This window comes from Vibrio sp. 10N.261.52.C2 (assembly GCF_041471425.1).
GTDB classification, from domain to species: domain Bacteria; phylum Pseudomonadota; class Gammaproteobacteria; order Enterobacterales; family Vibrionaceae; genus Vibrio; species Vibrio crassostreae_C.
The window spans coordinates 102,805-125,946 of the sequence record NZ_JBFROH010000016.1 but is presented as its reverse complement, the minus strand read 5'-3'; the positions used below and the strand labels follow the sequence as shown (position 1 = coordinate 125,946).

15 protein-coding genes and 2 pseudogenes are annotated in these 23,142 nt (G+C 46.0%); 9 read left to right on the top strand and 8 right to left on the bottom strand.

Annotation, left to right across the window (positions count from 1 at the left end; genetic code table 11):
* Window positions 1-271: 271 nt before the first annotated feature.
* Window positions 272-1,420 (top strand): molecular chaperone DnaJ, encoded by a 1,149-nt coding sequence (gene dnaJ, locus AB4307_RS06240; protein ID WP_136975828.1) that lies wholly within the window; start codon window positions 272-274, stop codon window positions 1,418-1,420.
* 130 nt (window positions 1,421-1,550) lie between these two features.
* On the opposite strand, the gene AB4307_RS06235 is transcribed toward dnaJ, so the two are convergent.
* Window positions 1,551-1,988 carry a type IV pilin protein gene (locus AB4307_RS06235; RefSeq protein WP_017059870.1) on the bottom strand — a complete coding sequence of 146 codons (438 nt, stop codon included), beginning with the start codon at window positions 1,986-1,988 and terminating at the stop codon, window positions 1,551-1,553.
* Between the two features lie 102 nt (window positions 1,989-2,090).
* Between AB4307_RS06235 and AB4307_RS06230 the strand changes: the two genes are divergently transcribed.
* From AB4307_RS06230 to tadA, 7 genes and pseudogenes are all read left to right on the top strand, one after another.
* Window positions 2,091-2,639, top strand: coding sequence for a GspH/FimT family pseudopilin (locus AB4307_RS06230; protein WP_017059871.1), 549 nt, complete (start codon window positions 2,091-2,093; stop codon window positions 2,637-2,639).
* Window positions 2,640-2,667: 28 nt separating this feature from the next.
* On the top strand, window positions 2,668-3,249 hold the full coding sequence (locus AB4307_RS06225; RefSeq protein ID WP_372131475.1) for a PilW family protein: 582 nt from the start codon (window positions 2,668-2,670) through the stop codon (window positions 3,247-3,249).
* A complete protein-coding gene (locus AB4307_RS06220; protein WP_017059873.1) occupies window positions 3,246-4,556 on the top strand; it encodes a hypothetical protein in 1,311 nt (436 codons plus the stop codon). The genes AB4307_RS06225 and AB4307_RS06220 overlap by 4 nt, the downstream gene beginning before the upstream one ends.
* Complete coding sequence (locus AB4307_RS06215; protein WP_372131437.1) at window positions 4,546-4,995, top strand: type IV pilus modification PilV family protein; 450 nt, start codon at window positions 4,546-4,548, stop codon at window positions 4,993-4,995. The genes AB4307_RS06220 and AB4307_RS06215 overlap by 11 nt, the downstream gene beginning before the upstream one ends.
* Before the next feature lie 298 nt (window positions 4,996-5,293).
* Window positions 5,294-6,856 carry an AbgT family transporter gene (locus AB4307_RS06210; RefSeq protein WP_017059875.1) on the top strand — a complete coding sequence of 521 codons (1,563 nt, stop codon included), beginning with the start codon at window positions 5,294-5,296 and terminating at the stop codon, window positions 6,854-6,856.
* A 230-nt stretch (window positions 6,857-7,086) separates the two neighbouring features.
* On the top strand, window positions 7,087-8,376 hold the full coding sequence (locus AB4307_RS06205) for a hemolysin family protein (protein WP_017067641.1): 1,290 nt from the start codon (window positions 7,087-7,089) through the stop codon (window positions 8,374-8,376).
* 79 nt (window positions 8,377-8,455) lie between these two features.
* Window positions 8,456-9,060, top strand: a pseudogene (gene tadA / locus AB4307_RS06200) (tRNA adenosine(34) deaminase TadA).
* Between the two features lie 50 nt (window positions 9,061-9,110).
* Here tadA and AB4307_RS06195 read toward each other — a convergent pair.
* Both AB4307_RS06195 and mltF read right to left on the bottom strand, forming a co-directional pair.
* Window positions 9,111-9,242, bottom strand: a complete 132-nt coding sequence (locus AB4307_RS06195) for a hypothetical protein (RefSeq protein WP_017059878.1) — start codon at window positions 9,240-9,242, stop codon at window positions 9,111-9,113.
* Between the two features lie 316 nt (window positions 9,243-9,558).
* A complete protein-coding gene (mltF, locus tag AB4307_RS06190) occupies window positions 9,559-11,127 on the bottom strand; it encodes a membrane-bound lytic murein transglycosylase MltF (RefSeq protein ID WP_017059879.1) in 1,569 nt (522 codons plus the stop codon).
* A 329-nt stretch (window positions 11,128-11,456) separates the two neighbouring features.
* Between mltF and purL the strand changes: the two genes are divergently transcribed.
* Window positions 11,457-15,365 (top strand): phosphoribosylformylglycinamidine synthase, encoded by a 3,909-nt coding sequence (purL, locus tag AB4307_RS06185; RefSeq protein ID WP_017068539.1) that lies wholly within the window; start codon window positions 11,457-11,459, stop codon window positions 15,363-15,365.
* 372 nt (window positions 15,366-15,737) lie between these two features.
* Here purL and AB4307_RS06180 read toward each other — a convergent pair whose 3' ends face one another.
* From AB4307_RS06180 to AB4307_RS06160, 5 genes and pseudogenes are all read right to left on the bottom strand, one after another.
* Window positions 15,738-18,842, bottom strand: coding sequence for an efflux RND transporter permease subunit (locus AB4307_RS06180; protein ID WP_372131435.1), 3,105 nt, complete (start codon window positions 18,840-18,842; stop codon window positions 15,738-15,740).
* Window positions 18,839-20,161 (bottom strand): efflux RND transporter periplasmic adaptor subunit, encoded by a 1,323-nt coding sequence (locus AB4307_RS06175; RefSeq protein ID WP_032545691.1) that lies wholly within the window; start codon window positions 20,159-20,161, stop codon window positions 18,839-18,841. Before AB4307_RS06175 ends, AB4307_RS06180 begins: the two co-directional genes overlap by 4 nt.
* 124 nt (window positions 20,162-20,285) lie before the next feature.
* Window positions 20,286-20,636: an EF-hand domain-containing protein gene (locus AB4307_RS06170; RefSeq protein WP_017059884.1), complete on the bottom strand. Its 351-nt coding sequence runs from the start codon at window positions 20,634-20,636 to the stop codon at window positions 20,286-20,288.
* A gap of 516 nt (window positions 20,637-21,152) precedes the next feature.
* On the bottom strand, window positions 21,153-22,184 hold the full coding sequence (gene dapD, locus AB4307_RS06165) for a 2,3,4,5-tetrahydropyridine-2,6-dicarboxylate N-succinyltransferase (RefSeq protein WP_017059885.1): 1,032 nt from the start codon (window positions 22,182-22,184) through the stop codon (window positions 21,153-21,155).
* 258 nt (window positions 22,185-22,442) lie between these two features.
* Window positions 22,443-23,075 (bottom strand): annotated as a pseudogene (locus tag AB4307_RS06160) (MarC family protein).
* Window positions 23,076-23,142: the final 67 nt, after the last annotated feature.

The following is a 23,142-nucleotide window of genomic DNA, read 5'->3' as shown; positions in this document are numbered from 1 at the left end:
TAGCCTGATTTCGTTATCGGAAGTGTCCACCTACTAACGTAGGCTCCGCGCTTCCACTTAGGACTCAAGCTATCTGCTTAGAAATTTGTCTCAAAGACTTATTATTGCGGGCGTCAGAGGTAACTCTCACGCCCGTAAATTTGTATTTAGACTTGTCGATCTAGATAATAGCTTTATTCGGCATTTCAGCCGGCAGAACTTTTATCTAGATTGATACACAGACTACTGAAGTGATCATTCGGTAGTAGCAATTATTTTGGTGACCTAGAACATGTCAAAACGTGATTTTTACGAAGTATTAGGCGTAAGCCGCGATGCATCAGAGCGCGATATTAAAAAAGCGTACAAACGCTTAGCGATGAAATTCCACCCGGACCGTAACCAGGGTGATGAGACCGCAGCAGATAAGTTTAAAGAAGTAAAAGTAGCGTACGAGATCCTAACCGATTCTCAAAAGAAAGCAGCTTACGACCAATACGGTCATGCAGCCTTTGAACAAGGTGGCATGGGCGGCGGCGGTGGTTTCGGCGGCGGTGGCCAAGGTGACTTCGGCGATATCTTCGGTGACGTATTTGGCGACATCTTCGGCGGCGGTCGTCGTGGTGGCGGTCAACAGCGTGCACAACGTGGTTCAGATCTACGTTACAACATGGAACTTTCTCTAGAAGAAGCGGTTCGTGGTGTTTCTAAAGAAATCGAAGTACCAACACTTGTAGAGTGTGATACTTGTGACGGCAGCGGCGCGAAAGCGGGTTCTTCTGCACAAACGTGTGGCACTTGTCATGGCCACGGCCAAGTACAAATGCGCCAAGGTTTCTTTGCGGTTCAACAGACTTGTCCTACTTGTAACGGTAAAGGCAAGATCATCAAAGACCCATGTAACTCATGTCATGGTCAAGGTCGCAAACAGAAGACGAAAACACTTAACGTTAAGATCCCTGCTGGTGTTGATACTGGCGATCGTATTCGTCTATCTGGCGAAGGCGAAGCGGGAGAGCACGGCGCTCCAGCTGGCGATCTGTACGTACAAGTACACGTAAAAGAGCACAACATCTTCGAACGTGACGGCAACAACCTTTACTGCGAAGTACCAGTAAGCTTCTCTATGGCTGCTCTAGGCGGTGAAGTTGAAGTTCCAACACTGGATGGTCGTGTAAACCTTAAGGTACCAGAAGAGACACAAACGGGCCGTATGTTCCGTATGCGTGGCAAGGGCGTGAAAGGCGTTCGTGGTGGCGGTGTGGGTGATCTAATCGTTAAGCTAGTGGTTGAGACTCCAGTTAAGCTAAGCTCTCGCCAGAAAGAACTACTGCGTGAATTCGAAGAAACATGTTGTGGTGAAGCGGCAAGCAAGCACAAGCCAAAGTCTGAAGGTTTCTTCAGCGGTGTTAAAAACTTCTTCGATGACCTAACTAAGTAATTAGATTGTTGATACTTTAAGTTGTTGATAAAATTAAAAAACCTGCTCATGTAGCAGGTTTTTTTTGTATCTCAAACCTGGTTCTTTCTCTTTCTCTTTCTCTTTCTCTTCACCTGAAACCCTCATCACACTACATCCAGCAGGCTTCTGGGTATTCGACATTAGCACTGTCGAGAGTGAGCACTTTATGGTTTTGTCCATCGAAGCAGTTGTCTTTATCTTGACCTACTCCCGACTGAGGTGTTGCTGTAATCGTATAGGCAGCAGAAGCCGAACTGGTGACACTGAAAACAAAACGACTCGCTTCGGTATCGCAGATCAAACAATCGCTTCCCGAAACAATACCACTCCAGTCATAACCGCTGTCATAGGCTGCTTCTAGTTCTAATTGAATTCGAGCTATGTCAGCGAGTGCGCTAGTTCGATGTCCAGTCACTACGTGGTTGGTATAGCTCGGATAGGCGATAGCCCCCAAAATCCCAATGATGGCAACCACAATCAATAACTCGATCAATGTCATCCCTTTTACGCGCGTGTTGTTGCTGTTGCATTTATTTTTTCGAATCATCACGAGGACTTCCTTTTCACTTATCTGGCTATTTTTCCTTAGTGTTAGCATGTGCGCAAGGTTGAGTACGGTTGCTCAAGTTATTACATAGGAATTTGGGAAATGACTCGCGGGTTTACGCTATTAGAGCTGCTGATTACTGTAGTGGTGCTTTCAGTGCTACTGGCTGCGGCTGCCCCTAGTTTTAGTTCTTTGTTGGCTTCTTCTAAACTGCAGCGCTTAGCCCCTGAGGTTCATAGTTTTCTTATTACTGCCCGATCAGAAGCGGTCACTCGTAACCAAGAGCTTTATGTTTTGTTCTTGGTTTCAGGTGCCTTAGGTGGAACCGAAAGTTCTGATGGTGATTGGGATATGGTGTTGAGCAGTTCAACATTTTACGTTTCTGATAATGTACTTATGCATCTTGATGGTTCGGCATATAGAGGTATAAAAGTAGACTTTAATTTCTCCAATAGTACTTCAATTGCGATCGATAACGTCAGGGGACGTTTTCGAGACGGTAATGTTTCACTCGCCTCCACGAATGCGCTGTCGGATGTACTTTCAATCATCGCATCGAAAACGACAGGGCGGATCCGAATTTGCAGCAGTGACCCAAACAGCGATGGGCGCAATAGCATAGGTCATTATGGTTATGAGATCTGTGGCTAGGAGTGTTCAAGGTAGTACCTTGGTCGAAATGTTAGTGGCCTCTGTGATCGGTGTGATTGTTATCGGTACTATCGGCTCGGTATTTGTTACCAACCAACGTTTGAGTTCAGAAAAGAGCTTGGAGCTGCTCTTATCTCAGAACCTATTCGCTACTACTCAAATGATGAAAGAGGAGCTCTGGCGAGCCGGTTATGATGCAGACTCTGGACAATCAGTGAAGCTATCGGGCGCTGCCAATACGATTTATACCTTTCAATCCAGTGCCAGTGAATCTTACGTTGGTTTTGTTTATCGACAAAACAGCGCATCTTCGGCCTATCGAAACATTGTCTATCAATTTAAGGGTAATAAGCTGAACTATTGCCAAGAAGAATCTTCTTATTTATTAGATATCACTCAGATTACGTCATCTGGTTTGGGAGCAATGACATGTGAAAGTTTGTTTTTCGAAAAGCAAGTAGAAGTAGAACTTTTTTTGGTTTCTGTAACTGAGTTATCTAACAGTCTGGCAACCTCGCAAAGAGTCGATATCGCTCTAGAAGCTTCTCTTGTGAATGCAGATGAAAGTCAGAGAGTAGTGACTTCAGTGGTACAAAGGAATTGGCAATGATGCGATTAAAGCAAAATGGAGCGGTAACACTACTTCTAGTCAGTATTCTATTGATTGGTGTGCTGATCGTTTCTCTTGGTAGCTTTAAAACCACTTTTTACCAAATAAAGCGTGCTCAAAACGAGGTTCAAGCTCGCAAAGAACATTGGACCGCCGAGGGGGGATTGGAGTGTGGTCTAAGCGTTATTATTGAAAACAGCAGTACCGCGATCCCAGGTGATCTCCTGGATTCCTGTAGCAACAAGCTTTCTTCATTAGATAAATCATCCGATAACGCTAATATCCTTGTCTCAACCGCCAACAGAACATCGATTAATAAAGAAATTCGATTTTCTAATGATTCGGGTTTGGGGGCCATACAAGCAATATCGGCTCTCGAAATTATTTCCGAGGACATCATGGATATCGACCCTGAACTCAGTGAAACCAGTAACAACGGTGTATATGAGTGTGTGGCAGTTCGGTTTTTCGACTCTGTTATACACACCAAAGGTACAGGGGGGAGCTTAACCACCGTTTCTAATCCTGAGAATGCACCTGCAGATTTTAGCGCTTGTAAAGATGCGGTAACTGACTTGAGTGAGAGCGCAACGATTACCGCATCGGGTAGTGATCCTAGCGGTGCTTTTATGAGTGATTACGTTCATGACACCAATCTAAATGGTTTCGAAAACTACTTCGGGGTAAAGAAAACAACGGACAATATCAACGCCCTTAAAAGTAATGAATATGAGGTAATAAACCTATTAGAGACGGATTCTCACGGGAATACCGTGCATGTAGATTTCGATTCAAACACAAATAAATACGTGGGCAAGGAGTGCAGTACTCGAATCAATGATGCCTTTTCAGCTGGTAAAACTAAGGTGTGGGTCATTGGGGACTGTGTAGTTTGGCACCCAGCCATTAATATTGTGGATAGTGCAGGAACGATCACACCACGATCTTTAGTGGTCGAAAATGGGATTTTCGCAAATGGAAACGCCAGTGTACTTGATGGTGCTTTTTATCACTTGAATGACATGAGTGTCTTCAAGGACGCTTCAGGTGCTGAAAACAACACGGACTTTCTTGCTGATAGTTGGGATAAGTTACCAGCAACGATGGATTACTCTTTATTGGTTAAAGAAAATAGTACCTATATAGCTAACGCTTCCTTCTTCCCTAAAGGAGGCATATTTTTGGATTCAATCGGGGGGCTTTCTACGATTAAAGGCTCGATGAATCTAGATTATCGAGGAGAATACAACCCGCATGATGAACCTGTCGAAATACAGTGGAAAAAGGGCTCATGGAGTGATTTCTAACCAGCGTGGTTTTAGTTTACTTGAAGTACTTATCTCTTTTCTACTGGTGGGCGTGGCCGCGTTAGGCATGGTCAAGCTGCAGACCTACACTGAGCAGAAAGCCGACTATGCGATTCAGAGTATCGAAGCGCTGCATTTTGCAGAAAGGCAGATGGAGTATTATCGAACTCGGGCGTCTAATGCGAGTGGGGCGGTAGGTTTAATTCCTTTTTCGGAACTAAATCAGGCGAGTCATTGTCTCAACATAGCAAGTTCAGATCCTTTATCCGGTTTGTCGGGTTCTGCCTATGCCATGACCTGTGAAGTGACTAATGCAAACGGTGCTCTGTCTAGCGCATTAAAAAGCATTACTGTCACAATTGCATGGCAAGATCGTATGAACCACGCACAAAGTATTTACCTCGAAACTATGCTCTCCAAATACAGTGAGTTTGATTGACCCTCAAGCAAACGTTTACTGCATGCCAAGGCTCATGCTACCCCTTTTACTGATAATTTTCACTCCTCGGACATTGTTTACGTGCTAGTTAAAACTCTGTATATGGAATGGTGTTTTTTGTGTTTTTATATTGTTGTGGTTGTATGGTATTTTTGCAAAATATGTCTCCATTTATGGAAAATCAGGTGGAATCTTGTGCTTTTTAATAACGACTTTAATAGAATATGTGCTGTACCAATAGGCCGTGGTCAAAACTTATATTAGGCCTAAACAAAACAACATCACATATGGAGTTACCATGAGTAACCAAGCCGTAAAAAAAGCACCATCGACTGAGAAGATCAGTGGTATGGACCGCTTTCTAAACTTCATTGAACGCGCCGGCAACAAAATTCCAGATCCAGCAATCCTGTTCTTCTGGGCTCTAGTTATTGTATGGGTAGCATCTGCACTTTTATCGAATCTTTCATTCGACTTAATCAACCCTCAAACGGGTGCTGCTCTTGAAGTAAACAACCTACTAACTGGTGAAGCGCTTGCTAGCTTCCTAGCGAATATGGTTACCACGTTCACAGGCTTCGCACCTCTAGGCATCGTACTTGTTGCTATGCTAGGTGTTGGCGTTGCAGACTCTTCAGGCTTCATTACGACTGGCCTTAAGAAGATGCTTAACTTCACGCCAGCTAAGCTACTAACGCCGATGCTAATCTTGGTTGCTATCGTGTCTCACACAGCAGCTGATGCAGGTTACGTTCTAGTAATCCCTCTTGGCGGTATCATCTTCCACGCTGCGGGTCGTCACCCTCTAGCGGGTATTGCAGCAGCGTTTGCTGGTGTATCAGGTGGTTTCTCAGCGAACTTTATCCCTTCAGGTATTGATCCGCTACTAGCTGGTTTCACTCAAACAGCGGCAAACGTTCTTGACCCTGCATATGTGATCAACCCTCTAGCGAACATCTTCTTTACTGGTTTGTCTTCAATTCTAATTGTGGCAATTGGTTGGTACGTTACAGAGAAAATTATCGAGCCTCGTCTTGCTAATACGCCTGTAGATGAAGATGCAGAACAAGCACCTGATCTAGGTACGTTCACAGCCATTGAATCTAAAGCATTCAAATTCGCTGGTTGGGCAATGGTTGCCGGTATTGGTCTGCTTATCGCGGCTCTAATGCCTGAAAACTCAGCACTTCGTTCACCTGAAGGCGAATTAACGGCGTTCTCAGCACCAGTAATGAAGTCTATCGTTCCTCTGATCTTCATCTTGTTTATTATTCCGGGTATCGTCTACGGCCGTGTAGCGGGTACATTCAAGAATAGTAATGATGTTATCAAAGCAATGTCTGAGACGATGGCAACGATGGGCGCATACATTGTAATGTCGTTCTTCTGTGCTCAGTTCCTATCTGCATTCGCTCAATCAAACATCGGTACTATGCTGGCACTTTACGGTGCTGAAGGCTTGAAAGCGATGGACCTTCCAGGTGAAGCAACGGTTGTTGGTATGATTCTACTAACGGCTGCAGTTAACCTTCTTGTTGGTTCTGCTTCAGCTAAGTGGGCACTGATTGGTCCTATCCTAGTTCCAATGCTAATGGTTGTGGGTATCTCTCCTGAGCTATCTCAAGCGGCTTACCGTGTAGGTGACTCAGTGTCTAACATCATCTCTCCACTAATGGTGTTCTTCCCACTGGTTGTTGTTTACTGTCAGCGCTACGTTAAGTCGACAGGTATCGGTACTCTAGCTTCTCTAATGATGCCATTCTCGATTGCGATGTTAATCGGTTGGTCTATCTTCTTGCTAGCTTACTGGGCTCTTGGTATCCCACTAGGTATCCAAGCACCTTACACTTACACAATGTAAGATTGAACTAAGCAAAACTAAGCTTTATTCATTGCTAAGCCCGCACCGAAATGTGCGGGCTTTTTTTCGCTATTTTTTCCGTTTTTTATATCCAAGGTTTTTATATCCATAACTTTCTATATCCAAAACTTTTTATATTCAAAACTTTTTATATTCAAAATAAAGGCACTCAGCTTATACTCCGGATTACGGCTAATTGTTGGCCGGTAAATTTAGGAAATCCAAGCCACATGAAAATTCTGCTTTTAGTAGGGTTAATTGTTTTAAATGGTCTGTTTGCCATGTCTGAGATTGCATTGGTAGCAGCAAAAAATAGTCGGCTGAAACGCTTAGCCGAAAAACACCGCTCCGCTCAGGTTGCTCTTGATCTCAAAGAAAACCCAACCCGCTTCCTCTCTACAATCCAAATCGGTATCACGGTAATCGGCCTACTCAGCGGGATTGTGGGTGAGGCGACGCTATCGGCTCCACTAGCCGTTCAACTTGAACTGTGGGGACTAGACCCAACACAAGCGAACATCTTGTCTACTGCGGTTGTGGTGGTAGGTATTACTTATTTCGCTATCGTTGTCGGTGAGTTGGTACCAAAGCGTTTTGCTCAGTCTCAAGCTGAAAACATTGCTGTGTTAGTCGCGCTGCCAATCTTCTGGTTATCTAAAATCGCGACGCCGTTTGTGTTTGCGTTGTCGGCTTCAACGGAAGGTATTCTTAAGTTGATGGGCCGAGGCGGTGAAGAAGATAGCGTTACCGAAGATGATATCCATGCACTTGTGAAAGAGGGCTCAGAATCGGGTGTGATTGAACGCGGCGAACAAGAGATGATTCGTAATATCTTGCAGCTTGATGATCGTCTTGTGAGCTCATTGATGACTCCGCGTCGAGACATCGACTTTCTGGATGTCGACCAACCCGTTGAGCAGATATTAAAGAAACTGCGTTCATCAAAACACAGTGTGTTTCCATTGTGCCAAGATCACCTCAATAAAGTGGTGGGTACAGTGTCAGCCAAAGCCTTGCTGAATCAGGCGGGCAATCTAAGCATTCAAGTGATCATGGGGCTGTCTCGCTCGCCGATCTATGTTCCAGAATCGATGAAAGCTCTGCGTCTACTTGGCTACTTTAAAGAGTCGGGCACCGAGATGGCATTCATTGTCGACGAGTATGGCGATGTTCAAGGTCTTGTGACTCATTACGATATTCTTGAGGCGATTGCTGGCGAGCTATCGAATAATCCGAACGATCTTTGGACCGAGCAAGTGGAAGACGGTTTGTTGGTGGATGGATTGATTCCTATCAGTGAACTGAAAAACCGTTTAGAGCTATCGGATTTTGAGGGCGAAAGCGAGAGCTTCCAAACGCTGAATGGCCTTGTGACATGGTTAATAGGGCGCTTACCGGATGCAGGCGAAGTTGTTCAATACCAGCAGTGGCAGTTTGAAATTATCTCTGTTGAGAACAATCGCATTGTGAGTATCAAAGCGACGCCAATAGCCGATGACATAGAAGACGCTAATAGCTAACAGTTCGACCAACCAGCAATGGTTCATTGTCTGTTGTTGTCTATTACCTCTTTATTGTTCATTATCTCTAAGATTAGGTATGCTTCACCGCATACCTATTTTCGTTTTTATCCTTTGTTTCTGGAGTTCCCTTTGTCAGACCATCAATTCACCCCTCAAGATGAAATCTTCATGCGACGCGCCATCGAGGTGGCTACGCAAGCAGAGAGCGAGGGAGAGGTTCCTGTTGGTGCAGTATTAGTAAAAGATGGGGAGATTATCTCTGAAGGATGGAACCGTTCGATTGGCAGCCACGATGCTACGGCACACGCAGAAATTGAAACCTTGCGTAAAGCCGGTCAAACCTTAGAAAACTATCGGCTACTCGATACCACTTTATACGTTACGCTAGAGCCTTGCCCAATGTGCGCAGGTGCCTTGCTACACAGCCGAGTAAAGCGCATTGTGTTTGGTGCTCCAGACTTAAAAGCAGGCGCTGCAGGTACAGTGTTGAATTTGTTTGAAAGCCAGGCCTCATACCACTATGCCGACGTTGAACATGGTTTGTTAGAGGAAGAGTGCCGTGAGCAATTACAAGCGTTTTTCAAGCGTCGTAGAAAAGAGATAAAAGAGAAGCGAAAGCAAGAACGTCTGTTGGAAGAGCAGCGTTTAGAAGCAGAGATGAAGGCTGGCAATAAGAAATAGCAGCGTACTTTCGGGCAAGAGTGCCAAGCAAACTGACTGAGTAACTACATTTACTCAGCAATCATCTGCATGAAAGCGCGATTGCGCCAAATGATCTTCTTCTTATTATTTGAAAGCATACGCTTACGACGGTTTGCAGCAACGGTCTTATCAAGGCGTTTCGATTTCAGTTTCTTCATCATTTCAATGATTTCCTATTTGTCGTCTGACTTTTTAGTTTGGACTAACGATTTAATTATAGTGTTATTCGTTTGTTTGGCCTGTCGCACGCTTGGCTTAAATAGAAGAGCAGTTCTAGTCTAAAGCCAGCATTGCAGTGCAACAGAGCATAATCTTGATTGTGGTGTGCCGTTATAAGGTTCGATTGTTACTGCAATATGACACTCTAGATCTCATCATCATTTTCTTGCCTGCTTCCCTTATCCCTTAGTGACGAAAGAAGAGTCGAAAAAAGACAATAAAAAAGAGCAATGCTAGATGGCATTGCTCTTTTGGGTTTTACTGTGAAGGCTCAGAACTGCTTACTGTCGACTGAGCTGCGCTGATACTCGATTCAGCACCTGAGGTTTCTAAAGGTGGGATCACCACCAAACCTTCAAGGGTCGCTTCTTGTTCTTTATTGCGCTTATTTACATGGCCAATAATGCTTTGGTAATAACGGCGAATGTTTTCAACGTAATTTCTAGCTTCATCACCACGCGCATAGCCGTAGCGAGTTTGGCTGTAGTACTTCTTCTGTCTTAACAGAGGTAATCTGTCTTTCACATCGCCCCAAGCATCAGGATCTCCTCCTTGTGCCTTCGTGAGGCGACGCGCGTCCATCATGTGCCCGTAACCGACATTGTATGAAGCAAGTGCAAACCAGATCTTTTCGTGTTGAGTGATTGAATCTGGTACTCGGTTCACGATACGACGCAGGTACTCAACACCGCCTTGTACCGACTGGTTCGGGTCGAGACGGTTGGTTACCCCAACACTCTTCGCGGTGGGCAGTGTCAACATCATCATGCCACGAACACCCGTTGGTGAGCGCGCAACAGGGTTCCAGTGTGATTCTTGGTAGGCCAAAGCGGCAATCAAGCGCCAATCAAATTCTTGAGAGTACCTTTGAAATAGCGGCGACCATTTTGGCAACTTGCTGTCCAGTGCGCGGATAAAGGCACGAGTATCAACGTAGTCAAAAGTGCCGATGTGGCCGATGTATTTCTCTTCTAGTGAAGCCAGTTCACCAGACTGTTTTAGGTTACCGAAGAACTCAATCAGCAAAGCATACAGGCTTTCATCTTCCGATCTATTTAGGTACCAAGAGATAGGTTGGTCTTCTGTCAGCTCAAATGCCAAGGCAACATCTGGGTACAAACGTTGCGCCAGTGATAGCTCGATAGAGTCGGCCACTGTGAATAAACGTTCGCCTGTTGATACTTCTTTTAGCAGGTCATTGATGTCTGCATTGCCAACCGCGTCATAGATGAAGTCATCGTGCGTTTTCTGCAGCAGTTTGAGTGTTGGTTCAAAGTGCGAGTCTTTCACCACAACCAAAGAGGGCGTCAGCGTCTCGCTTGATACCGCAGCTTCTGATTCAGCTTGTGCTTTTACAAACTCAGCCTGACGCTCATTCTCAAAATTGATCAATTGCTCAAGGTTTCTTGGGCGCCATTGGCCCTTTTTGTACACGACCTGTTGGCTTACATAGTAATAAGCAGGCGCGGCGCGGTAAGCGCGTGTCAGTTTGTTATTTTGCGTTAAGCCGGTCGCGATAAGGTCGATCTCGCCTTTCTTCAACGCAGGGAATAAGCCTGACAAACGGTAAGCGGGTTTAACCTCAAGCTTTACACCAAGCTCCTGCGCAAATTCACGAGCTAATTCGTAATCCAAGCCTGCAGGGCCATCAGGACCAATGTAATAAGAGAGTTGGTTATTTAGGGTGCCGACACGAAGAACACCGCGATCTCGTATCTGCTCAAGGACACTTTTAGGTTCAGATTCAATCTGGCATCCAGCCAACCCAAATAGGGCGATGGCGAGCAGAAGGAACTTAGACGAAAAGATGAGCGTAAATTTAGGCATCAAAATGAAATCTCGAAAAGTGGAAGCTCCTTTATACCAAACCCCGCAAGGCTGGCAAAGCAGGTTTAATTAAACAGTTGTAAAAGTGGTGATAAATGCAGCAAAAGTACCATTTACGCAGAAAGATAAAAAAAATCACGCAAACGGTTGCTTTTGGTGTTACGTCACAAAAAGAAATGCTTTATAATGCGCTCGCATTGAAGAGGTGGGATCGGCATAGGTTTTTAAACCTTCGGGAATAGCTTCGAAGAAAACAGTTAGGTTTTTCCTTTAACCCACTGAATTTATTCCAATACTACCTTAATCAACTGCATAAGAGACGTAAGCACATGAGAATTTTGCGTGGCTCCCCAGCTCTATCTGAGTTTCGTGTTAACAAGCTTTTAGAGCTTTGTCGTGAATTAAGCTTACCTGTAACAGGTATTTACGCTGAGTTTGCCCACTTTGCTGATCTAACGGCAGACCTAGATGAGTCTGAAGTTGAGAAGCTAGAAAAGCTACTGACTTACGGTCCAACGATTGAAGAGCATGAACCTGAAGGTTTACTGCTGCTTGCAACGCCACGCCCAGGCACTATCTCGCCTTGGTCTTCAAAATCAACAGATATCGCACACAACTGCGGACTGGCTAAAGTGTCACGTCTAGAGCGCGGTACTGCTTTCTACATTGAAACCTCTGCTGAACTTTCTGAACTTCAACTTGTTGAGCTGAAAGCAATCCTGCACGACCGTATGATGGAAGTGGTTTTCACTGACTTCGAATCAGCGGCGGCACTATTTACCGTTGCTGAGCCTGCTCCTTATGCGGAAGTTGACCTACTAACTGGTGGACGTAAAGCGCTTGAAAAAGCAAACGTTACCCTAGGTCTTGCACTTGCAGAAGATGAGATTGATTACCTTCTTGAAAGCTTCACTGAGAAGCTAGGTCGTAACCCGACGGACATCGAGCTAATGATGTTTGCACAAGCGAACTCAGAGCACTGTCGTCATAAGATCTTTAACGCTGATTGGACTATCGATGGCGTTAAGCAAGAAAAATCATTGTTCAAGATGATTAAGAACACCTTTGAAACGACACCAGAACATGTTCTGTCTGCTTATAAAGATAACGCAGCGGTAATGACAGGTTCTGAAGTTGGTCGTTTCTTCCCAGATCCAGAAACTCGCCAGTACAGCTACCACCAAGAAAAAACACACATCTTGATGAAAGTTGAAACGCACAACCACCCAACGGCAATCTCACCGTGGCCAGGCGCATCGACAGGTTCAGGCGGTGAAATCCGTGATGAAGGCGCAACCGGTATTGGTGGTAAGCCAAAAGCGGGTCTTGTTGCTTTCTCTGTATCTAACCTTAAGATCCCGAACTTCGTTCAACCTTGGGAAACTGACTTTGGTAAGCCAAGCCGTATCGTTACTGCTCTGGATATCATGCTTGAAGGTCCTCTTGGTGGCGCGGCATTCAACAACGAATTTGGTCGTCCAAACCTACTTGGCTACTTCCGTACTTACGAAGAGAAAGTAAACTCTCACGCAGGTGAAGAAGTGCGTGGTTACCACAAACCAATCATGCTAGCTGGTGGTCTTGGCAACATCCGTGATGAGCACGTTCAGAAGAAAGAGATCCCGGTAGGTGCAAGCCTAATCGTTCTAGGTGGTCCTGCGATGAACATCGGCCTTGGCGGCGGTGCGGCATCTTCAATGGATTCTGGTTCTTCTTCTGAAGATCTTGATTTCGCTTCTGTACAACGTGAAAACCCAGAGATGGAGCGTCGTTGTCAGGAAGTTATCGACCGTTGTTGGCAGCTTGGTGATGCGAACCCAATCGCATTTATCCACGATGTGGGCGCGGGCGGTATCTCGAATGCTCTTCCTGAGCTAGTCGACGATGGTGAGCGTGGCGGTATCTTTAATCTACGTGACGTGCCAAACGATGAGCCGGGCATGAGCCCACTTGAGATCTGGTGTAACGAATCTCAAGAGCGTTATGTAATGGCGGTTGCTGATAAAGACATGGCAACGTTCGACGCGATTTGTAAGCGTGAACGTGCACCGTACGCAGTGGTTGGTAAAGCAACTGAAGAACGTGATCTGAAATTAGAAGATTCACACTTCGACAACACGCCAATCGACATGCCAATGGACATCCTATTAGGTAAAACACCTAAGATGCACCGTGACGCGAAAACGCTAAAAGCTAACAACCCTGCGATTGACCGTTCTGGCATCGAGATGAACGAAGCGGTTGACCGTGTTCTTCGCTTGCCAACAGTCGCTGAGAAAACATTCCTTATCACCATCGGTGACCGCTCGGTAACAGGCCTTGTAGCTCGTGACCAAATGGTTGGTCCATGGCAGGTTCCTGTTGCTAACTGCGCAGTAACAGCGGCAAGCTACGACTCTTACCACGGTGAGGCTATGTCTCTTGGTGAGCGTACGCCAGTGGCACTTCTAGACTTCGGCGCATCGGCTCGTCTAGCGGTTGGTGAAGCAATTACTAACATCGCAGCGACCAACATCGGCGATATCAAACACATTAAACTGTCGGCTAACTGGATGTCTCCAGCAGGTCACCCAGGTGAAGATGCAGGTCTTTACGAAGCGGTTAAAGCGGTTGGTGAAGAACTATGTCCAGCTCTGGGTCTAACTATCCCAGTGGGTAAAGACTCAATGTCGATGAAGACTAAGTGGGAAGAGAATGGCGAGCAGAAAGAAGTAACGTCTCCGCTATCTCTTGTTATCACTGCGTTTGCACGTGTTGAAGATGTTCGTAAGACGATTACTCCTCAGCTTCGCACTGACAAAGGTAATACAAGCCTCGTTCTTATCGACCTAGGTAACGGCAAAAACCGTATGGGTGCAACAGCACTTGCACAGGTTTACAAGCAGCTTGGTGACAAGCCAGCAGACGTAGACAACGCAGCGCAACTAAAAGGTTTCTACGAAGGCGTTCAAGCACTTGTAGCGAACGACCAAGTTGTCGCTTACCACGATAAAGGCGATGGTGGTCTATTCGTAACGCTAGCAGAAATGGCATTCGCAGGTCACTGTGGTGTTAATGCAAACATTGAAGCGTTAGGTGAAGACACGCTAGCAGCACTGTTCAACGAAGAGCTAGGTGCAGTAATCCAAGTCCGTAACGACGACCTAGACGCAGTACTTTCTACTCTTGCAGCTAACGGTCTAGAAGCATGTTCTCATGTGATTGGCAGCGTTGTTGGTGAAGGGGAAGCATCAGATGAACTAGTGATTAAGTCTGGCGAGTCTGTAGTGATTGAACGTAACCGTACTGAACTACGTACTATCTGGGCTGAGACAACGCACAAGATGCAAGGTCTGCGTGATAACCCAGTATGTGCTGACCAAGAACATGAAGCGAAGAAAGACAACTCGGACCCAGGTCTGAACGTGAAACTGAGCTTTGACGTAAACGAAGACATCGCAGCACCGTTCATCAACACAGGTGCTAAGCCTAAGATGGCGATTCTACGTGAGCAGGGTGTTAACTCTCACGTTGAGATGGCAGCAGCATTCGACCGTGCAGGCTTCGAAGCAACTGATATTCACATGAGCGACATCCTAACAGGTCAAGCGGTACTAGAAGAATACAACGGCCTTGTGGCATGTGGTGGCTTCTCTTACGGTGATGTACTAGGTGCTGGTGAAGGTTGGGCGAAGTCGGTTTTGTTTAATGACTCTACTCGTGACCAGTTTGAAAACTTCTTCAAGCGTGAAGATACCTTCTCTCTAGGTGTGTGTAACGGTTGTCAGATGCTGTCGAATCTACGTGAACTTATCCCAGGTGCGGAGTACTGGCCACGTTTCGTTCGCAACGAATCTGAGCGCTTTGAAGCACGTTTCAGCCTAGTAGAAGTTCAGAAGTCAGATTCTGTATTCTTCAACGGCATGGAAGGTTCTCGTATGCCAATCGCTGTTTCTCACGGTGAAGGCCGCGTAGAAGTACGTGATAACGACCACCTAAACGCGATTGAAAACTCAGGTACGGTTGCTCTACGTTACGTTGATAACAACGGTAACCAAACGCAGCAATACCCGAATAACCCGAATGGTTCGCCAAACGCTATCACAGGTTTAACAACGACTGACGGCCGCGTGACAATTATGATGCCTCACCCAGAGCGTGTATTCCGTACGGTTGCAAACTCTTGGTCTCCGGAAGGTTGGGGCGAGAATGGCGCTTGGATGCGTATGTTCCAAAACGCACGTAAGAACGTGGGTTAATTGAAAACGATTTAAACAGTGTTATCGGGACAATAACCACAAGCGCAGATCGAAAGGTCTGCGCTTTTTTTGGTGGTGAGTGTGGTGTAGGGATCACCGTATAGTGGATGTGTGTATAACAAACTTTTGGACAAAAATGAGTTTTGGAAAATCAAACATTAGCAAATGACTAATAACTTCAGGTATGACAAATAACTAAACCTGATAGAAAAACTGCCACCAAAGAGCAAAAGACAAGACCTGACCCTATTGTTTTTTGTACGCAAAAAAACAGCAGTCAGTGATAGGGTTTAATCGCCAAATAAATTCTACGCAAACTACCATTTTCATGCCGGGCTAAATGACATGGTTCAGCATGCACTCCCAAGGGCCTCAAAGGGAAGATTGAGCACCTTCTGCCCATTTGGTCAGCTTTAAATCGTCCAAAATAAGCAGCACGCAAGGCACAACAATTGACGCTAGTAACGTAGCCGAGACTAAGCCAAACGCAATACTGGCAATTAACGGGATCAGAAATTGCGCTTGCGTACTGGTTTCGATTAACAGTGGAAGCAATCCTGCAAATGTGGTTAACGAGGTGATAAATATCGCTCTAAATCGGTCACGTACCGCCTCTCGACAAGCGTCTATCAAGCGCTCGCCTTGGGCGATATTCTTCTTAATAAAATTGACCAACAGAATGTTATCGTTAACGACGATACCCGCTAAGGTAGCAAAGCCAACCAAGCTTGGAATAGTCAAATCGAACCCCATGCCCAAGTGCCCCCATACCACACCAATCCAGCCCATAGGGATTGCCAGCAGCACAGCAATCGGTTGAGTGTAGCTTTGTAACAGGAACACTAAAATAAGATAAATCCCCACCACGCCAAGAGCAAAGAAGGTCGCCAGCGAGGAGCCCGTATCTGAGCTTTCTTTATCCTGACCTTGCGAGGTGAAGGTGATGTCTGGGAATTTGTGTTGAGTTTGCGAGACAAATTCGCTATTGAACTGCAGCATGATTTCACGCGCATTGGCAACCCGCGTATCGATATTGCCTTGCACAACCACAGTGTTCATCCCATTAATGCGGTGAATTCGCGAGAAGGCTTGTTTTCTGTCAAACGTCGCAACACTTGATAATGGAACTAGGGTTCCATTGCCTGCCGTCACCATCAAGTTATTCAACTCATACAGGCTAGCTTGGTGCGTAAACTCATCCAGTCTCACACTAATATCCACCAGCTCGCCTTGTTGGAAAACCGTCAGATCAGTACTGCCTTTTACCGCGCTGCGCAGCGTTTGAGCAATGTTGGAAGCATTAACTCCCATCACGCCAGCTTCATCTTTAAGGTTAACGTGAAATTCGGTTCTGCCCTCACGCAGATCGGTGGAGAGGTTATAGACACCGTCAAATCCCTTCAACCATTTCACCAGCGAGCGGCTGACTTGATTGAGCTCTTGTAACGACTCACCCTGAACCCGAATATCAATGCCATTGCCAGCAATGCCCCGTTCTTTATCGGTAAACTTGAGTGAAACCACATCCGCCGTAGGGCCTACTTTTTGTTTCCAATCTTGGATCAGATCTTTAATGCTCTGCTGCCTAAATTGCGCTGGCAATAGATCGGCACTGACGGTTGCCATATGCGGCCCCGACTCATTAGCATCAGCATTTGAGTTGAACATGATCGTGGTGCTCGCGACCAAAGGTTTTGAGCTTGGGTATTTCTCTGCGTATTCTTGGTTGAGTTCATCAAGCGCGTTTGAAACCTTCTCCACCACCGCCTCTGTCTGGCTCAGTAAACTGCCTTGAGGGAGCAAGATACGCGCCTGCAGCACATCACTTTCCAAGGCAGGCATGGCTTTGAATTTCAGCCAACCTGACAAAATGGAAGCGGTTGAAATCATCACCACCATCACCAATATCCCTACTGAAAGATAAGGTGCATTCATCGCCTTGACACTCACTGGCACAAAGAATCTGTCTCTGATGTTTTCAAAACCGGCAATGAACTTGTCCCGTATAGGATTGGAGCGAGATTCAGTATGGCTATGTGCCAAATGAGACGGCAAGATCAAGAAAGCTTCTATCAGACTAACAAGCAAGGTAATCAATAACACGATGGGAATATAGCGTAGTACTTCGCCCATCTTGCCTGTGAGAAACATCAGCGGCCCTATCACCATGATGGTGGTAGCAAACGATGCAATCACACCTGGGAAGACTTGTTTGGTACCTTCAACTGCAGCGTCAAACGCGGGTAGCCCTTGTTGCCTCTTGGCAGCGATGTTTTCTGCAATGATCAACGAGTCGTCCATTAGCAGACCAATCGCGACAATCAGCCCGACCAGCGTCATCATATTCAGGGTATAACCGAGAAGTTGTATCGCAAAAATGGCGCCAAGGAATGAAACCGGCAGCCCCATGGTGACCCAAAAGCTAAAGCGAATATTAAAAAACGCCCACAACATCAAAAATGCCAGTGCTAATCCCTGTGCGCCATTGCTGGTGAGGATTCTCAGACGCTCAATAATATTGGTGCTGGAATCTTGGGTGATGGTTAAAGCGACGCCTTCAGGGGCTCTCGCCTGTTCTTTTTCAACGATGCTGACGATCGCATCTTTGACCGTTAAGGTATCTTGAAATTGCGTTTTGGACACCTGAAGCAAAGCGGCACGCTGACCATTGAACAGGATTTGATTTTCATCGCTAGTGAACTTCTGCTGAATAACGGCAACATCACCGAGGCGAACCTGAGTCCCCGTCTCACTGGATTTAATCACGATATTTTCGAAGTCTCTGACGTTGCTGCCTAAGTGGTCGAAGCGGACGCTGATCTCTTCCAAGTCATTACTAAATACGCCAGCAGGAGTGCTGATACTTTGCTGTTGTACTAGATTGGACAAGTCGGACACACTCAGGCCGTACTGCTGCAACTTCCACTGCGATACGCGAATTTCTATTTCTTGATCCGCAAAACCGCTCACGGTCACCTGAGCGATCAATGGGCTCTCTTTTAACTTGTGCTTAATTTGTTGGGCATAGAGATATAAGTCCCTATCTGACATATTGCCGGTAATCGCGACACTGGCCACCGTTGCCACTCGGTCCAGTTTCGACACCGTGATCTGCTCAACTCGATCCGGAAAATCACTGATGGCGTTAACCTGCTGTTGAATATCGCTGGTTAAAGTGTCAATGTCTTCATCATCGCCGATTTCCACATTGGCGATGACCAAACTCTCTCGGGCATCACAGCTTAACTCTTTAATTCCACTCAGCTTATCGAGAGAATCTTCCAACGGGTAACACACTTCTTCCATCATCTCAAAAGGTGACGCGCCCGGATAAACGATCCGAACCTCAATATTTTTGGTCGGCGTCAACGGAAAAGTGTCTTTCTGCAGTTTGGGCAAGGCAAAAGCCCCTAACAGCAGTACCGCCATCATCAGGACATTGGCGCCAGTGGTGTGCCGAGCAAAAAAAGCGATCATAATTTGCCCTCTTTCTGAATCGCGTTTAGGGCTTTAAATCCGCTCTGCGTATCCAACCAAAGGCCGATTTTCTCATCCGGTTGCGGTTGTAAAGCCATCCCCTCAACGGCGGGTGAAAGTTTACTTAGCACAACCACATCACCGAATTCCACGCCAGATTTGATCACCGCAACCTGCCCTTGGACGAAATCTATCCTGACAGGTTTGCTTTTCAGTTTACCTTCAGAGACAGTGTAAACTTTACCATCATGGATGGCGTTTATCGGTAGCAAGACTTGTTGCTCCATCATTGGTGCTTTAATCGTGACTTTAACGAAAGTCCCACGAATAAGTGGTGGCTTCTCCCCGGGAATGGCTTGCTGATAGGGCTGATTTACTTGTGCAACCAGGCTTTGGCTTTGAGTCTGAGCATCGATTTCACCGCCGGAGCGGCTGATCTCGGCAGGCCAAGTAATTACTTTATCGCCTGCTTGGAGCTCGACTGTCGCGCTCAAGTTGCTATGAACATCTTCGTCAAGCGAGTCAAAGCGATTGGAATTTCTTAGCGGACGCATTTTACCAAGCGGAAACTGCGCGCGAACCTCAACGGCATCGATGTCATCCGCTTTGAGCAGCAATTCCCCCTTGTTGACATACTCGGCGAGTCCAACCAAGGTTTCGACAATGCGAATATCAAATGGGGCTTTAATTACGGTTTGTTCGAGATCTCGGTTTGCAAGTGCTAGTTCCGTTTGCAAAACCTTTTGCTGCGCTTGATTAATTGCCAGTTGGTTTTTCTGTGTCTGGAGCTGTTGCTGGCTGCTGAGCAAGTCTTTGGTCGCGCGGTCTTTCTCTGTTTTGGAGATATGCCCGGTTTCACTCAATTTGATTGAGCGGGCATATTCTGACTGTTGTACCTCAAACTCTTTCTCTGCAATCTTGAGCGAATCGATAATGGTCTGATTCGTTAGCATTAGCACTTCAAGCTCAGCTTGCAAACGGGCAATAGTAAGTTGATAAGCGGTGGGGTCAATTCTAAGGAGTTCGCTGTCTTTGCGGATAATAGCGCCCGTTTTGTATTGCTCAGAAACCCACACAACCGCGCCGTCAAGTTCAGACTGTGCCTGCCAGTCTTGAACAGACTCGGTATGTCCATATCCGATGGCAGAAGGTTGGATATTTCGCGGCTCGACTTTCAACACCCGAACCACCTTTTTAGCAGCCGTATTACTCGCATTAGGCGGTTCAGCCTTCATCCCTGGTGCGATCACCAATAACGCGATGCCCAACAAAACAGGAGGAACAAACAGAGCCCTTTGTAACCAGCTATACCTAGTCATAGCGATTCCCTTACTATATATTAGCTTTTCCTTAAGCAAAAGGTAGCACACCAACATAAGCGGATTTGCTTCCTTGATCTCAAAATAAGTCAGGCCTCACAAATGGAGGCCTGATTGAATTGAGCTACTGATTGTTTTTGCCTTTGCCCATGGTATTTTTGGGGTTCACCATGCCTTGATGAGCATTAAACTCTTGTTGAGAGATAGCGCGATCCGCGTTGCTATCTAACGAAGCAAAACTGTGGCTTTGATTGATATTTTTCAACGTACGTCCCTCTTCTGCTCGCTGGGCAATACGTTCTGAGCGTGCTTGATTGAACTCGGCTTCGGTTATCTTGCCATCACCATCGAGATCAAACTGTGAAAATACTGGGCGTGACATATTGTTATTCATGCCTTTATTCATTCCACCAGCCATTGCTCCGAAGGCAATAACGATACCGAGTAACGCGATTATCGTGCTTTTGATTTTCATGACGTTTTCCTTCTCTTTGTTTCACTACTTAAGAATATACTAATGTAAGTAAGATAACGTCATGTGATGTAAAGGTATGTAAAGATGGCTAAGTAGATATCGATTTATGTTCTTATCGGTTTGTAAGCGCAGCGCAACAGAAATTATGAAACTTCTGCCGCTAGTACTCTGGTAAGAGTACAGGCATAGCTATGTCCAAATGGTTTTCAAATTATCCCAAACTTTCAGCCACCGAAACCGAAACCGAAAAGCCAATGATATAAAATCCCTAGTTTCGAAAAATATGGCGATTTTTAGACATTCAGAGTGTTTTCGAACTTTTGCCCAGCAGTTTGCCTTGCAAATATCCAACAGACAAGGGATTACTTTTAGTAGGGCAAATACATGTTAACATTCTGTTAACTCTGACTGGTAGTGGGGCAATAATGATTCCCAGAACATACAAAAAAGCCGCTGGATTGAACCCCAGCGGCTTATTATTTTCTAGCATCTAGCATCTAGCATCTAGTGCTTAGATTAGTTGTTGCTGTGCAGCTCGCTGTTTAGCTCAACCGCAGACTTGTTCGCTAGGCACTCGATTTGGCCTGTGATTGAGTTGCGACGGAACAGAAGATCAGACACGCCAGCAAGATCGCGAGCTTTAATGATTTCTACTTCATTGCCTTCTTTATCTAGCATGCGAACCTTAGTACCCGCAGTCACGTAAAGACCAGACTCAACTGTACAACGGTCACCCATAGGGAAGCCAAGACCCGCGTTTGCGCCTAGTAGGCAGTTTTCGCCGATAGAGATAACCATCGTACCGCCACCAGACAGAGTACCCATGATAGAAGCGCCGCCGCCGATGTCTGAACCGTTACCTACAACAACACCCGCAGAGATACGACCTTCAACCATGCTCACGCCAGTTGTACCAGCATTGAAGTTGATGAAACCTTCGTGCATTACTGTTGTGCCTTCGCCTACGTGTGCGCCAAGACGAACACGAGAAGTGTCAGCAATACGAATACCTGTTGGTACTACGTAGTCCACCATTTTAGGGAACTTGTCTACGCAATCTACAGACAGAGCACGACCTGCAAGGCGAGCTTCGATTTGACGCTCAGCCAGCTCAGGTAGGTCGATAGGGCCTTCGTTTGTCCATGCGATGTTGTGCAGTAGACCGAAGATGCCGTCCAGTACCGTACCGTGTGGTTGTACTAGGCGGTTAGAGATAAGTTGTAGCTTTAGGAAGCCTTCAGCAACTGATGCTGGCTTCTCGTCAGTAGCAAGAACAACAAGAACAAGTGGCTGTTCAGACGCTGCCGCTTTTTCTGCGAAAGATGCGTTAGCTGCATCATCGTTTGCTGCGAATGCTTTCGCCAGTTCTGCGCTTTGTGCAGCAGAGATTTCGATAGCTTGGTTGCCTTCAGCGTAACCTGACACTTCAGCTACAGCTGCTACAAGAGCGTCGCTTGGGTTTAGAAGCGGGTTAGGGAAGAACGCTTCAATGATTTTATTGTCGCGATTTTTGGTTGCCGTACCGAAGGCTAGTGAAAAATAAGCCATGTTGAATCTCCATGTGTTGAGTCTTGATTTTGCTATTCCAAAACAACGGCTCGAATAACAAGCGCTGCCGTTAGCAAAGTTAATTTAATTGCGTTCATCATAAAGAGAGCGCCCTCGTTATGAAAGGGCGTATCGGGATAAAGTCTGTAAAATGATATTGCTTGTCTTTTGAGAGATAGTTTTCTGCAATGAGAAAACACTGCAGATCAACACAAATTGATTGGTGCGTTAATCAACATTCTCCTGTGAATCCCCTCTTTAGATAAACAGTGCCTTATAAGCTTGCTCAATCCCTTCAATCAACATCTGCATACCGATTACCGCGAGTATCAACCCCATCATTCGAGTAATCACGTTCAGTGCGCTTGGTCCAACGGCTTTAACGAAGCGCTCGCCAAATACAAACAATACGTAGGTTAAGGCGCATAGTAGGCCAAAGGCGACGATGGTTTCGTAGATGCCTTCGGTGCTGGCAAAGTTCATCGCGGTGGCAATGGTGCCCGGTCCGGCTAATATTGGCATTGCCAGTGGCGAGACGGCGATACTGAGCGCCGCATCTTGTTGAGCGTCTGAGTTGACCTTCTCTTTTGCTTTAGAGTGTGTTGAGTCACCTTGCAGCATATGAAAGCCAATCAAGAACACGAGGATCCCGCTGGTGATACGAAGCGCGTAAAGCGTGATACCAAAGAGGTCGAAGATGAGTTTACCCGAGACAGCAAAGGTGCTGACGATGATGAAGGCGATGAACACTGAGCGGAAAGCGATAGACTTGACCGTTTCCCTATCATTATCACCTGTTAATCAAAGAAAGATCGGTGTGTTGGCGATAGGGTTCATGATGGCAAAAAAGCCCATGAACACGGTAATGGTATGAATGATGAGCTCTTTCATATTATTCCTTTGAAAATATGTAGTTAAATACGACAGCAGAATGTATTTAATCTTAGATACAAATAAT

What these genes read in the sequence shown, in the direction of transcription:
- AB4307_RS06220 (WP_017059873.1), top strand. Translation starts at nt 3,246, where the DNA reads ATGATGCGATTAAAGCAAAATGGAGCGGTAACACTACTTCTAGTCAGT.
- dnaJ (WP_136975828.1), top strand. Translation starts at nt 272, where the DNA reads ATGTCAAAACGTGATTTTTACGAAGTATTAGGCGTAAGCCGCGATGCA.
- AB4307_RS06230 (WP_017059871.1), top strand. Translation starts at nt 2,091, where the DNA reads ATGACTCGCGGGTTTACGCTATTAGAGCTGCTGATTACTGTAGTGGTG.
- purL (WP_017068539.1), top strand. Translation starts at nt 11,457, where the DNA reads ATGAGAATTTTGCGTGGCTCCCCAGCTCTATCTGAGTTTCGTGTTAAC.
- AB4307_RS06235 (WP_017059870.1), bottom strand. Translation starts at nt 1,988, where the DNA reads ATGATTCGAAAAAATAAATGCAACAGCAACAACACGCGCGTAAAAGGG.
- AB4307_RS06210 (WP_017059875.1), top strand. Translation starts at nt 5,294, where the DNA reads ATGAGTAACCAAGCCGTAAAAAAAGCACCATCGACTGAGAAGATCAGT.
- AB4307_RS06205 (WP_017067641.1), top strand. Translation starts at nt 7,087, where the DNA reads ATGAAAATTCTGCTTTTAGTAGGGTTAATTGTTTTAAATGGTCTGTTT.
- mltF (WP_017059879.1), bottom strand. Translation starts at nt 11,127, where the DNA reads ATGCCTAAATTTACGCTCATCTTTTCGTCTAAGTTCCTTCTGCTCGCC.
- AB4307_RS06180 (WP_372131435.1), bottom strand. Translation starts at nt 18,842, where the DNA reads ATGATCGCTTTTTTTGCTCGGCACACCACTGGCGCCAATGTCCTGATG.
- AB4307_RS06195 (WP_017059878.1), bottom strand. Translation starts at nt 9,242, where the DNA reads ATGATGAAGAAACTGAAATCGAAACGCCTTGATAAGACCGTTGCTGCA.
- AB4307_RS06175 (WP_032545691.1), bottom strand. Translation starts at nt 20,161, where the DNA reads ATGACTAGGTATAGCTGGTTACAAAGGGCTCTGTTTGTTCCTCCTGTT.
- AB4307_RS06170 (WP_017059884.1), bottom strand. Translation starts at nt 20,636, where the DNA reads ATGAAAATCAAAAGCACGATAATCGCGTTACTCGGTATCGTTATTGCC.
- dapD (WP_017059885.1), bottom strand. Translation starts at nt 22,184, where the DNA reads ATGGCTTATTTTTCACTAGCCTTCGGTACGGCAACCAAAAATCGCGAC.
- AB4307_RS06225 (WP_372131475.1), top strand. Translation starts at nt 2,668, where the DNA reads ATGTTAGTGGCCTCTGTGATCGGTGTGATTGTTATCGGTACTATCGGC.